We start from the raw sequence: 12,392 nt of genomic DNA on the forward strand, positions 1-12,392 counted from the left end.
TCAATGCTATCGAGACGCGGTATCAAAATAGGGTATTTTTAGCCATGCCGGATTTCCTGCAATTGGGTCGACTTTTGAAAATGGAGGCTCTTTAGCTGGAGGGCTTTGGGGGAAGTATGGAGACGTCTGTCTTTTACGCGCTGGCGGTGGTCGCGGCGCTGATCTACACGGTGGCGAGCCTGTTGCAAAAGCAGGCGCTGGAGTTCCACGTGGGCGCGATGCGCGTGCTCTTTGTCAGCCACTGGCTGTTCTGGCTGTGCGTGCTGCCGGCTGGGCTGCTGGCCCCGGGGCAGGTAGACGGGAGCCTGTGGTGGGCGGTGCTCGTCACGGGCCTGCTCTCGTCGGCTGGCGCCACCTTCAGTGTGTTGGCGATCAAGTATGGCGACGTCTCGGTGGCGATGCCGCTGATGGGGATCAAGGTGCTGGCGGTGGCCGTGCTGTCGGCCATCTTTCTGGCGCAGCCGGTGCCGCTGGCCTGGTGGCTGGCGGCGGTGCTCACGGTGGTAGCCGTTTATCTGCTCGGGCGGAGGCGCAGCCACTCCGGCAAATCCGTCTGGCTCACCGTGCTGCTTGCCACGCTGGCCAGCCTCACCTATGCGGGGATGGACGTGATGTTTGGAGCCTTTGCGCAACGCTTCGGGTTCTTCCAGTTTGTGGCGGCCAAGCAGACGGTGGTGGTCGCTTCGTCGTTTGTGCTGTTGCCGTTTTTCTCCGGCCCGCTGCGCTCGATCCCGGTCAAGGCGTTTCGCTGGATCGTCCCGGCCGTCATGCTGATGGCGGTTCAATTTTACATGATGACTTACAGCGTCTCGGCCTCGGGCGACCCAACTGCCATCAACATCCTCTACAGCTCACGCGGCATGTGGTCGGTCTTGCTCGTGGCGCTGGTGGGGCATTGGTTCGACAACCGCGAGAGCCATGTGGGCCGCACGGTGATGATCGAGCGGTTTGTCGGGGCGGGGCTTTTGCTGGTTGCCATCGGCATTGTGATGGTGACAGGCAATTAAGGTATGCGAGCAGTCGTCCAACGCGTTCACTCCGCCTCCGTGGCGGTCGACGGGCAAACGAAGGCCGCCATTGGGCGCGGTCTGCTGGTCTTCCTCGGCGTGTGCGCCGAAGACACCGCCGAAGAAATCCCGTGGCTGGCCCACAAGCTGCCGCACCTGCGCATCTTCGAAGACGAAGAGGGCCGTATGAACCGCAGCCTGCTCGACATCGGCGGCGAGATCCTGCTCATCAGCCAGTTCACGCTCTACGGCAACCTCAAGAAAGGCACGCGCCCGTCCTTCAACCGCGCGGCCCCGGGTGCCCAGGCGCGCGACCTCTACGAACAATTTCACCACGCCCTCGAGGTCGAGCTCGGCCAGCCCATCGGCACCGGCGAATTCGGCGCCGAGATGCGCATCCCCGCCGACAACGACGGCCCCGTCACCCTGATCATCGACACCAAGCAGCGGGATCTTTGAGGGGGAGAGGGGGGCTAGCTATAGCGAGTATAAGACAACTGCTCCATGAGCGGAGCAAGCCGATCCTCCAATAGCTTGGCTTCTTCCAATGGCAGGTAGTCGCTCCAATTCTTGGTTTTGGCCATGATCTCCCCGCCTGTATAGGTATGGTGGTTGCGCTTTTTGCTCGCTTTCTTGGGCATCATGGCCGGATCAAAATCAACCTCTACAAAAGAGCATATTTTTCGAATCGTTGCTTCGGGCTCTCGGGTTAATGTTTCGTAAGGCAGCACCATGAAGTTGGGACGACCTTGGGCCTGAACGCTGAGAGCCGTATTTACATAGTGCTCGTAGCGGGTGGCAAAGTCTTGCCACGATATCCCGAGCCAAGAGCTTTTGGCTTTTTCCCCAATCGTTTGAATTTCCACCTGCAGGCGTTTACGATAAGAGCTGAGCACATCGACCGGATGGCGGTAGATAAACATGCACTTCGCGTCTGGGTATGTCGCCCAGATTTCAGGAAGATATAAAATATGATTGGGTGTTTTTTCGACCGGGCGTTGAATTTTCCGAACTTTGCGGGCTTGATCGAAGAACGTACGAAGAGCGACAGGATTTCCACCAAGACGATAAGTTAGGGCGACCAAGGCCGACTGGGACGCCATGAACTTCTTCACTACACGGTAAGGCAGATTCCCGATCGTCTGATAAGTGCGGAGGCTCTTCGTCTTTTTATGAAGTTCCTCAATCGTGTCCTCGTCCAGCAATAGATATTTTGATGATCCGCCACGTCGGTTATAAATCGATCGCGGATGTCGAAAGCAGCCGGCTTCGGCCATCAGGCGCTCCATGGGCTCATCGACACCTGGCTTAAAGACGGAATGCTCCAGGAGAGTTGTATAGACGAGAGTGGTCCCGCTTCGAGGTACTCCCGTTACGAAGACAGGGGTCGTTGACAGAGCGTTCATTAGCAGAGAGAAAAGTGCTAGCAACGGTAAAATCGCTACCTGGTGTGGCAAGGTTAAAATCTGTGACCAAGCGGCTTGTTTCATGGCAATAGCGAGCTCTAGCGTAGTGGTTCATGCTGTTTTCGCTACAGGATCGTCAGATAGGCTTGATCCACGTCAATGACCCCTTGTTCAATGGGTGGTAAGCTACGACGCATCATGAAAGACACCCTGCGCATCCTACCTTTTACGTTGATCCTGGCCGGTGCGGCTGCCTTGAGCGGCTGCGGCGACAAGCCCCAAACCAGCGATTCTGCGGCGGAGACGCCCGTCTTGCATCTGGCGCAGATCGACAAGGCGCCGGAGGCGAGCTTCACCATCACGGCCAACGACCAGATGAAGTTCAACCTCACGCGGATCGAGGCCAAGCCGGGTCAGGTGCTCTCCATTACGCTCGACAACATCGGCAAGATGCCGAAGGCCTCGATGGGGCACAACCTCGTGGTGCTGCACGACGGCGTCGACCCCAAGGCCTTTGCCTCGGCGGCCGCCCGTGCGTCGCAGCACGAATACCTGCCGCCGAGCGAAGCCGCCTCGATCCTTACCGCGACGCGTATGCTCGGCGGCGGCGAGAGCGACACGATCGTCTTCCAGTTGCCCGACAAGCCGGGGCTGTATCCCTTCGTCTGCTCCTTCCCCGGTCACTTTTCCGCCGGCATGAAGGGCGTGATCGTGGTCCAATAGAAAGCCGATCTTTCTAACAGAAGTAAACGAAGAGAACAAAGGAGGTGAATAGGGCGCCATGACGCTCTCCACCTCCTTTTTTGTTTCCTTTGTTCTCCTCTGTTAACGCGAGTCTTGTTCTCAACCGTCTTCCCGCAGGCGTGGGAGCAGCAGGGCGAGCCAAAGCAGGGTGGCCACGATCCAGGCGGCTGCCGCGTAGATAAGGTGGCTGTCGCGGATGGCGGGCAAGGCTTCGGCTACTACGCGCGTGGCCATGGCGAGGGCCCAACCCCCGGCGCAGATCCAGAGCAGCGGCCAGTTGCGCAATAGCCGTTGCTTGCGGCCTGCGTGGGCGAACGCCACCCAGGTGCCCACGCATACCACGATCCATTGAAAGCCGGTGATCACGAGCACGTGCCGCAAGCCAATCCGCAGCTCCGGCCAGATAGCCTCGGCCAAGGGAGCAAGGACGAGGCAGAGCAGCGAGGCTTGCGCCAGGCGGGCGAGCGTGGACGCACGCGGGTAGCGCCACGGCACCTGGGTCAAAATGAATCCCGCTGTAAAGGCTGCTTTAAGCAACGCGCCGCTACGGAACAACCCCGCCCCTTGCAGGGCGATGCCGCCCACGATCCCCGCGCCCAGCAGCAGGCAGATCCCGGCTTGTTGCCGCCAGCGGACATCGGGTTTGCGAGCATCGAGGGGGCTGTGCTTGGGCTCCAGCCCGCCGAAGCGGCCGAGAAAAAACGGAGCTACCCCGAGGATCGGCAGGAGGATGTAGGCCTCAATTAGGAAGTTGCGCCCCAAAAACCACACCGCGTAGGGCAGGTGGGGTTGCAGCCATGGCATTTGGGTGAGCGCACCCAGCACGGCACCGAGGGACCCGAGCCCGACCAGGACGAAGCCGGGAGGAGGCAGCCCCTCGCGTTGGCCACAACGGCGTGCAAGGCTGAGCCCGAAGAGCATCATCGCTGCGACGAAGCCCAGCTCGGCCCAATTTGCCCAGCCGATGAGCGACGCAACTTGCCCGGTGGCCCAGAGTCCGCCGACGAGGCCCCACTCTCCGAGGCCCAAGGGGCGAGCGTCGAGCATCCGAGGTCCGGCGGTGCCGAGAAACCCGAGGATGAATGCGGTGAAAAAGCCTTCGACCATCAACCGCACGTGGGCCGGCCCGGGATAGGCCTCCACCCAGCCAGCATACCACAGCGGCCAGAGCGCAACCCCCACTACGCCTACGACGATGCCCAGCGGGAAAAACGCTCGGTAGGGCTCGGCCGCACAGGCGGCAGCAAAGTCGCGCCACCGGATGGTGGGCAAGGTGGGAGAATCGGCGGCGGGAATCGCCTGCGAGGGCAGCGGGCTCATCATGCCGGCTATCTTACTCGAGACGGCTCCCGCGCGCCTTGATCTGCGTCAAGCGCAGCCTTCAGGAAGATCAGGATTGCCAGGTAAGGCCTTTCTCGACTAAGCTAAAAACCACTAGCCTGCCATGAGTAATAACGACGAATTGAATTTTGGCCGTTATACCGGTCGCCTGATCCTCGAGCCCCTGTCGGATGGCCGACGCATGAGGGTGGTGGAAGACTTCGGCTTTCACGATGTCGATGATGCGGCATGGCCCGTGCCCATCGGGGCGAAAGTAGATGGTGCGTCGATCCCGCGGGCGCTGTGGTCGGTGATTGGCGGGCCGTTTGCTGGCAAATATCGAGCCGCCTCCGTCGTGCACGACTTTTATTGCGATGTGCGCAGCAAGCCCTGGAAGTCCGTGCACCGGGTGTTTTACAACGCCATGCGCGCCTCGGGCGTTTCCGAGCCACAGGCCAAGCTGATGTATGCCGCCGTGTATTTTGCCGGCCCTCGTTGGCCCGAGACCGTCGTGGACAATGTCGGCCTCCTCCGCCGCAGCAAGCGCCGGGGTGGCCAGAAGGTCTTCCGCCCGCAGGTTTCCGATGCGATGGAAGCCGATGAAATGCTGGGCAGCTTCGACCTGGAAGAGCCCGAGACTGAAATCCTCTCGACCAAGGCGGTTTCGCTGGATCTGGAAGCACTACAGGCCCTTATCCAGCGGAATGCGCCGAGCCTGGCCGACATTGATGAGGCGATCGACAAGGCGACAGACCTGCCGCGCCCTGATGCGGTCCACCTGCAGGAGCGGATCCTCACCGTGAAATCCGGGCGGGCACCCGAGGAGTAGGAGAGGGAAGGGGAAGCCTCTCGCGGCCTTTGTTTGCAACCGGAAAAAGGAGAAGGCCCGGAGGATTTACCTCTCGGGCCTTCAAATGGCGGGATAGACGGGACTTGAACCCGCGGCCTCCTGCGTGACAGGCAGGCGCTCTAACCAACTGAGCTACTACCCCTTTGGGAAAGCTCTCATACAGTCAAAATGGATTGAATCGGTCAAGCATCTTTGTGGAGGAAAGTGAAAAAAGTTTTCCACCCCTCTCAGGTAACGGTGATGCGCTCTTGCGGACACCCCTTCCGATGGCGTAGGTTGTCTCCCGGATGGCTGTGGAGCACAACGCCCAAGGCAATGGAGGCGGAAAACCGCCGTTTTGGCTGATCGGCCTGGTGGCGGGGGCCGCGCTCGCGACCTTCGCCGCCATGCACTACTTCGAGTGGCCTAGCTTCCCCAAAGACGAGCCTGCGCCAGTCGTTGCGGGTGAAGACGCTGCCGACGAGCCGCTCCTGCATCCGCTCGATGTTCAGGCGATCCTGCGCCAGTGGGAAGAAGCCCACCCCCTGCCGAAGTTGCAGGACCCGCTGGAGCAGATGAACCGCCCGCCTGCCGCCGCGCCCCGACCGATGGCGGCGACGGCGCCCGGGGCGGCGGACGCTGCCGCTTACCTGATGCGCTCCTGGTTGTCCCCCACGCTCGACGGCAAGCGCGTGGTGGTGGCGATCGACATGTCTTCGCCGATCAAGCGCAAGCTGGAGGCGCAGGGGGCCGATATGGCGGCTTTGGCAACCGAAGTCGGAGACCTCTTGGGCGGGTTGACCCCGACGACTGAGGTGGCGCTGCTGCAGTTTTCGCGCAGCTATGCCTGGGCGCAACCGCAGATGGTGCCACTGCAGACGGGGTTGCCTGGCCTCAATACCTGGCTGAGCGACGGCCTCGTCAAGAGCGGACGGGCGGGGCGAGACTGGCAGCGTGGGAGCCCCGATGGGATTCAGGGCGTGCTCGACGTAGTCTGGGCGCTGCAGCCCGATGCGGTCGTGGTGATCAGCGACGCCAGCTTTCAATACACCACCGAAAAGGGAGGGGGGCGCAGTGTACCTTGGGAGGCCCTGACGGAAGATGTCGGCCGCTGGCAGGCGCGCAACCCCCAGCCGGTCGCCCTCTACGGCCTGTGCGTGGATGCAAAGGAAGACGATCTAGCGGCCTTTAATGTGCTCGCGCAGCAGCATGGAGGCTGGGCGCGGGCGTGGACCCCGGTTGCCAGCTTGGCGACGACGCCAGAGCCTGCTGCCAGTCGCTGATCTCGCCCGGATAGGCAGAGTCGGCCAGTCGGCGCGTCAGTTCGATGGCGGAAGGCTCTTGCAAATGCGAGTGCGGATCGCCGGGCAGGGAGGGGGCGGCTTGCCGCGCGATATGCCAGGCCGCCCACGACCGCGCGCGCCGCAGCGTCTGCCGCTCTCCCCGGTAACGCTCCGCCTGATGCTGGAAGGAGATGCGCGGGTTGCCGATAAACGAGTCGCCCGGGTGGTGGCGGATGATCCAGCCGATGGCGCCATAGGGCAGGGGGTGGGCGGTCTCGATCACGAGGTCGGCATACAAGGCGCGGGCCAGGGCCAGCAGCGCGCGGGCAGATTCACCCCGCTGCCACAGGTATTGCCCGTAATGCAGCGCGGTCAGAAAAAAGGCCTCGCCACGGTTTTCGCCCAACTGGTTCAGGTCGCGATAACTCATGCGCGCCTCGGGGCTCAACGTCGGGAGCCAAGGGCACGGCGCCCGAAGGGTAGGGTCTGGCGACGATTTCACCTTCTTATTATCACCATAAGGGGCAGCTGCATCAAACCTTAAACCGGATTGGGATGCATGCTGCCGCTGTGTGAGGTGCTAATCTTCGTTTTCTTCGAGTTGATCGAGCGAAAAACGGCTTTCTCCACGTCGGACATAGGTAATGATTACGTCCTCTTTTTCCACACGATAGTAGACAAGGATAGGGCGGATGCTGACACGGCGGTAAATGGTGCCTGTCAATTCTGCTGGTCGTGCGCCGGAGCGGGGAAAGACTGGCAAACGGTTTACTTCGTGCCATACTTCGCGGCCCAGTTTTTTGGCTGCTGTTGGATTATCTTGAGCAATGAAGCCAAGGATATCTTCAAGCTGGGCGAGCGCGTGTTCAGCCCAGATTAATCGAGCCACCGCTTTAAACGTTGAGCTGCTTCTTCATTCGAAACCACCTTGCCTTCGCGGTAGTCCTGTTCTCCTCTTGCCAGCCCTTCAAGTAGTTCGAGGCGATCTTCGATCCGTTGGTATTCTGCGGCGGAAACGAGATAGGCGGCTGTTCGACCGGCTTCTGTAATGGCCACGGTTTCGTTGCTCTCGCTGACCTCCCGGAGTAAGCGGTTTGCTTCCTGGGCTAAGGCTGTGGCCCTTTCAAATTTCATTTCTCAAGCTCTATTTCAAGTCGCTCCTCCTGGCAATCGAGATCGCTTCAGATTTATACACGGGCGAAATTCTTTCCTTCATGGATGTTTCCCCTCCCCCTTGCTGCCGGGTGACTTTCGAGAGCACACCTTCGAGTAGCGGGGTCATCAGGTTGAGACGTTTGGCCTGGATGACGGCGTTCCAGAGCGGTTCGAATTTCTTCCAGCCGCTGGTGTAGAAGAAGTGCTTCAACTGGTGCTTGAGGGTGCCGTGGGAGAGGCTGGCTTCGAGGATGGAGCCCCAGCGGTAGAAATCGCGGTAGGCGAGGTCGTAACCGGTTTTCAGCTCGTGCGGTGTCATGCGGGTGGGCTGGAAAACGACGTGGCGCGTGTCGTAGAGGTCCCAGTTGTCGGACAGGAGGCGACCGGCCTGCTGCATCTTAGTGTAAAACGCGGTGCCGGGGTAAGGCGTGGCGATGTGGAAGGTGGCCGTGGTGATGCCCATTTTGACCGCCCAGTCGACCGTGCGCTGAAAGACGTCGGGGCCGTCCCCGTCGAGGCCGAAGACGAAGCTGCCGTTGATCATGATCCCGAGGTCGTGCAGGCGGTTGATGGCCTGGGCGTAATCGCGACCGAGGTTTTGACGCTTGTTGCTCTGCTGGAGATTGGCGAGGTCGAGGCTCTCGAAGCCGACGAAGATGCTGCGCAGCCCCGCTTCTGCCGCGCGCTCGATCAGATCGCCGGTCAGGATCGAATCGACCGTGGCCGCGCCCTGAAAGAGCCGCCCCATGCCCTGCATCCCGCTGAAAAGCTCGCGGGCGAAGCGCTGGTGCCCCAGCAGGTGGTCGTCGAGGAAGTAAAGGTGCCGCCCCGGGAGGCGCTCGATCTCCGCCAGCGCGTCGTCTACCGGCTGGGTATAGGACGACTTGCCGCCCGTGAAAAACGCATCCTTGTAGCAAAACTCGCAATGGTGTGGGCAGCCGCGGGTGACGACGATCGAGTTGGGCACGAGGTAGAGCCGCCGGTCGATCAGGTCGCGGCGGATCGGCGGCACGCCGTGTAACGAACGCGTGCGGGAGCGGTAGACCTTCTCCGGCTGGCCCGCGCGATAGTCGCGCAGGAAGCGCGGGAACGATTCCTCCGCCGGGCCGAGAAAAATCGCGTCGGCGTGGGCCTTGGCCTCTTCGGGCAACGAGGTGACATGCAGCCCGCCGAGGATTACATACACGCCCTTGCTCCGGTAGTGGTCGGCAATCCGGTAGGCGCGGTAGGCATTGGTGATGTAGACCTGGATGGCGACAATGTCGGGCCGGTCGTTGAGGTCCAGCGGCTGCACGTGCTGGTCGACGATCTGCGCCTCGTCGTCGGGCGAGAGGTAGGCGGCGAGGGTGGCGAGCCCCAGCGGCGGGAAGAGCGAGTATTTGATGGGCCGCCAGAAAGGGCTCTCGGCTTCCGTCAACGCGGGGAGGATGAACTTGATCTTCATGGTGGTGCGCCGTTTTGTTATCTGTATCGCAGATTAATTGCCATTAAAATCTGTGATGCAGATTATTTTTAGGATGCCTCGATCACTCCCAAGGCTTGGCAACTGCGCGGGCATGCGCACAGTGGTGGGTATGACTGACACGCCGCGTCCGCGCCGACGCGACACCACCCACGCCATTCCGCCGAGCAAACGCTGGCTGCTCTACCTGATCGCCTTTGTGGCCGATTGGTGGATGCGCAGCCTGCGGATCAAGATGGATGCGGAATCGCACCGGGTGTTTCGCGAGACTCCGGCGCCGGCCATTTTTGTGCTCTGGCACAACCGTTGCCTCATCAACCAGGAGATCTACCGCCGCTTCCGCAAGCCGCACGGGCACCGCCTCTGCGGGCTCGTCAGCCGCAGCAAAGACGGCGCGTGGCTGGCTGCGCTCTTCGAGCTATGGGGCACGCGCCCTGTGCGCGGCAGCACCAAGCGGGGCGGCACCGAGGCCGTGCGCGAGCTCGTGCGCGTGATCCGCGACGAAAAGCTCGATACGGGCATCACGGTCGACGGCCCCCGTGGTCCGCTCTATCACGTGCACCAGGGTGCGGCGCTCCTGACCGTGCTCACCCGCGCGCCCATCGTGCTGACGGGCATCCGCTACCATCAGTTTTTCCGCCTGCCCAGCTGGGACGCCTTCTTCGTGCCCCTGCCGTTCAGCAAAGTCACGCTGACGATGCGCGCGGTCGACAGCGTGACCGACACCTGGGGGCGCGACCGCGACGCCGTCGCCGCCGGAATGGAAGCCGCGCTCAAGGAAGTCTCTGCAGGGACGGACCCGAAGCGCGGGATCTAGCTGTTTCTGTGCGACCTCACGTTGCTTCCGTTTGCCATGATCGCTTTGGCGCTATTCGATGGTTTACGTCGGGCCGCATCCGGGTTTGTGTGGAAGGTGAGGATGCGAGAACAAGCAAGACAGGCGTTGGCGCGCCACTTCGGCTTTTCGGCCTTCCGCGCGCCGCAGGAGGATATCGTGACGGCTGTGCTGGAAAAGCGCGACGTGCTCGTCATCATGCCCACCGGCGGCGGCAAGAGCCTGTGCTATCAGCTGCCCGCGCTGCTGATGGAGGGGGTGACGGTGGTCGTGTCCCCGCTCATCGCCCTGATGAAAGACCAGGTGGACGCGCTGCAGGCCCGTGGCATCGCCGCTGCCATGATCAACAGCAGCCAGAGCTGGAACGACCAGCTCGCCATCCTCGACGACCTGCGCGAGGGGCGGCTGAAGCTGATCTACGTGGCCCCCGAGCGTTTCCGGGCCGAGAGCTTTCGCCGCGCGCTGCAGGGCATCCCGATCGCACGACTGGCAATTGACGAAGCGCACTGCCTTTCCCAATGGGGGCACGACTTCCGCCCGGATTACCTGCGGCTGGGCGAGGCCCGCAAGGCGATGGGCAACCCGCCTTGCCTCGCGCTGACCGCCACCGCTACGCCCGAGGTGCGTCGAGACATCCTCGACACGCTGGAGCTGAGCGAACCGGCGACCTATGTGGCGGGTTTCAGCCGCAAGAATCTCGCCTTCCGCATCAGCCGGGTGGAGAAGGACGAGCACAAGATGGTGCGGATCAAGAGCCTCGTGGAGGCCCACCGCACGGGCATTATTTATTGCGCCACCCGCAAGAGCACCGAGGCCGTCTCGGAGTGGCTCAACTGCGAGCATATCGACCACGTCGTCTACCACGGCGGCCTGAGCGACGACGCCCGCAGCCAGGCGCAAGAGCGCTTCCTGCGTCGCGAAGTGGGCGTGGCGGTCGCGACCAACGCCTTTGGCATGGGCATCGACCGGGCCGACGTGCGCTTTGTCTGTCACTACGAGCTGCCGGGCAGCATCGAAGCCTATTATCAGGAGGCGGGCCGCGCCGGTCGCGATGGCAAGGAGAGTGTGTGCGAGCTGCTTTTTCGCCCCAGCGACCGCCGGGTGCAGGAGTTTTTCCTCGATGGTGCCAACCCGCCACCCGCGCTCGTCCACCAGGTCTTTACGACCCTCAAGCTCCATGCCGACGACCAGGGCGAAGTGCTGCTCTCCATCGACGACCTCACGGCAAAGGTCGGGCCCGGCACCAACCCGATGGGCGTGGGCACCAGCCTCGGTCTTTTGACCCGGTCGGGCGTGATCGAGCGCTTCGACGTGGCAGGCCAGCGCATCCGGGGCACGCGGTTGAAAAACCCGGGTATGAAGGCACGCGAATTGCCGCTCGATACCCCGGCGATGGATGAAAAGCGCCGCCGCGATTACCAGAAGCTGGAGCGCATGATCGACCTGTGCCACGCGCCGGGCTGTCGCCAGCAGGCGATCCTGCGCTACTTTGGCGAGCAGTCGGGCGAGACCTGCGGCAAGTGCGACCGCTGCGCCCGCCGTTCCGGTTCCGACCTGCGCGAGGGCAACGCCGAGGAGGTGCTGCAGCTACGCAAGGCATTGAGCGGGGTTGCGCGCATGAGCCGTCGCGAGGACACCTACAGCTTTATCCCGCGCTTTGGCCGCACGAAGATCATGGCCTGCCTGCGTGGCAGCGAGCGCGAGGATCTCAAGGAGGCCGGCCTGCACGAGCTTTCGACCTACGGGCTGCTCAAGGACATGCCGCAGGCCCACCTGCGCGCGCTGTTCGACGAGATGGAGGCATCGGGCCTGATCGAGACCAGCGGCGACGAATACCGCCTCGTCGGCCTGACCGAGCTGGGCGCGCGCGTCATGCTCGACGGTGACACCGTGAAGCTGCGTTGGCCCGCCACCGCCGCCAGCCCCTCGGGGGAAGACGAGATCGACTACGACCGCCACCTCTACGACGAGCTGGTACGCCTGCGCAACCAGATGGCCCGCGAGCGCAAGAACGCCCCCGCCTATACCATCTTTCCCAACCGCGTGCTCAAGCACCTCGCGGCCAAAAAGCCGCAAACGGCCGCCGAGGCCCAGGAGCTGCCCGGTATCGGCCCCGCCAAAGCCAAGAGCATTCTCCCGCGCTTCCTCAAAGTGATCCAGGCCCATGCGCGCGGCGGAGCCGTGGCGTAGGAGGGAAGCAATCCCATTCCTGCAGGAAACGGAAGCACCAAGGGTGGATGGGCCCCAACCTGATCTTGATTGGGTGCCAAGACTCCCAAAAAATGGAGTTCAGCTCCATTTTGTTGCCTGCTTTACAATCCAGATCGGCGCAGAGCGCCGCACTCCATCGC

13 protein-coding genes and 1 tRNA gene are annotated in these 12,392 nt (G+C 62.3%); 7 read left to right on the top strand and 7 right to left on the bottom strand.

Annotated elements, in window-relative coordinates; translation table 11 throughout:
• Positions 1–116: 116 nt before the first annotated feature.
• Together Q7P63_11395 and dtd are read left to right on the top strand one after the other, a co-directional pair.
• Complete coding sequence (locus tag Q7P63_11395) at positions 117–1,007, top strand: DMT family transporter (GenBank protein ID MDP0500692.1); 891 nt, start codon at positions 117–119, stop codon at positions 1,005–1,007.
• Positions 1,008–1,010: 3 nt separating this feature from the next.
• Complete coding sequence (gene dtd / locus Q7P63_11400; protein ID MDP0500693.1) at positions 1,011–1,466, top strand: D-aminoacyl-tRNA deacylase; 456 nt, start codon at positions 1,011–1,013, stop codon at positions 1,464–1,466.
• Between the two features lie 14 nt (positions 1,467–1,480).
• Here dtd and Q7P63_11405 read toward each other — a convergent pair whose 3' ends face one another.
• Positions 1,481–2,497 carry a sulfotransferase gene (locus Q7P63_11405; protein MDP0500694.1) on the bottom strand — a complete coding sequence of 339 codons (1,017 nt, stop codon included), beginning with the start codon at positions 2,495–2,497 and terminating at the stop codon, positions 1,481–1,483.
• Positions 2,498–2,611: 114 nt separating this feature from the next.
• On the opposite strand from Q7P63_11405, the gene Q7P63_11410 reads away from it, so the two are divergent.
• Positions 2,612–3,136, top strand: a complete 525-nt coding sequence (locus Q7P63_11410) for a plastocyanin/azurin family copper-binding protein (GenBank protein MDP0500695.1) — start codon at positions 2,612–2,614, stop codon at positions 3,134–3,136.
• 120 nt (positions 3,137–3,256) lie between these two features.
• Here the strand turns inward: Q7P63_11410 and Q7P63_11415 are convergent, their stop codons facing one another.
• Positions 3,257–4,480: an NnrS family protein gene (locus tag Q7P63_11415; GenBank protein ID MDP0500696.1), complete on the bottom strand. Its 1,224-nt coding sequence runs from the start codon at positions 4,478–4,480 to the stop codon at positions 3,257–3,259.
• 121 nt (positions 4,481–4,601) lie between these two features.
• Between Q7P63_11415 and Q7P63_11420 the strand changes: the two genes are divergently transcribed.
• Positions 4,602–5,306 carry a DUF1353 domain-containing protein gene (locus Q7P63_11420; protein ID MDP0500697.1) on the top strand — a complete coding sequence of 235 codons (705 nt, stop codon included), beginning with the start codon at positions 4,602–4,604 and terminating at the stop codon, positions 5,304–5,306.
• A gap of 86 nt (positions 5,307–5,392) precedes the next feature.
• Here Q7P63_11420 and Q7P63_11425 read toward each other — a convergent pair.
• Positions 5,393–5,469: transfer RNA gene (locus Q7P63_11425), tRNA-Asp, on the bottom strand.
• Positions 5,470–5,614: 145 nt separating this feature from the next.
• Here Q7P63_11425 and Q7P63_11430 point away from each other — a divergent pair.
• Entirely contained in the window at positions 5,615–6,589 is a 975-nt protein-coding gene (locus Q7P63_11430) for a hypothetical protein (GenBank protein ID MDP0500698.1), read from the top strand.
• On the opposite strand, the gene Q7P63_11435 is transcribed toward Q7P63_11430, so the two are convergent.
• The 4 genes from Q7P63_11435 to Q7P63_11450 form a co-directional block, all read right to left on the bottom strand.
• Positions 6,495–7,019, bottom strand: coding sequence for a hypothetical protein (locus Q7P63_11435; GenBank protein ID MDP0500699.1), 525 nt, complete (start codon positions 7,017–7,019; stop codon positions 6,495–6,497). The two genes, Q7P63_11430 and Q7P63_11435, sit on opposite strands and share 95 nt — an antisense overlap.
• Before the next feature lie 150 nt (positions 7,020–7,169).
• Positions 7,170–7,478, bottom strand: a complete 309-nt coding sequence (locus tag Q7P63_11440) for a type II toxin-antitoxin system RelE/ParE family toxin (GenBank protein ID MDP0500700.1) — start codon at positions 7,476–7,478, stop codon at positions 7,170–7,172.
• Positions 7,466–7,723, bottom strand: a complete 258-nt coding sequence (locus Q7P63_11445; GenBank protein MDP0500701.1) for a type II toxin-antitoxin system prevent-host-death family antitoxin — start codon at positions 7,721–7,723, stop codon at positions 7,466–7,468. Before Q7P63_11445 ends, Q7P63_11440 begins: the two co-directional genes overlap by 13 nt.
• Positions 7,724–7,733: 10 nt before the next feature.
• Entirely contained in the window at positions 7,734–9,188 is a 1,455-nt protein-coding gene (locus Q7P63_11450; GenBank protein MDP0500702.1) for a radical SAM protein, read from the bottom strand.
• A 130-nt stretch (positions 9,189–9,318) separates the two neighbouring features.
• Between Q7P63_11450 and Q7P63_11455 the strand changes: the two genes are divergently transcribed.
• Both Q7P63_11455 and Q7P63_11460 read left to right on the top strand, forming a co-directional pair.
• The gene (locus Q7P63_11455; protein ID MDP0500703.1) at positions 9,319–10,023 is read left to right on the top strand and encodes a DUF374 domain-containing protein; all 705 of its coding nucleotides are present in this window, start codon (positions 9,319–9,321) and stop codon (positions 10,021–10,023) included.
• Positions 10,024–10,125: 102 nt separating this feature from the next.
• Positions 10,126–12,231, top strand: a complete 2,106-nt coding sequence (locus Q7P63_11460) for an ATP-dependent DNA helicase RecQ (protein ID MDP0500704.1) — start codon at positions 10,126–10,128, stop codon at positions 12,229–12,231.
• Positions 12,232–12,392 lie beyond the last annotated feature (161 nt).

It is taken from the genome of Verrucomicrobiota bacterium JB022, from assembly GCA_030673845.1.
In the GTDB taxonomy this organism is placed as follows: domain Bacteria; phylum Verrucomicrobiota; class Verrucomicrobiia; order Opitutales; family Oceanipulchritudinaceae; genus WOUP01.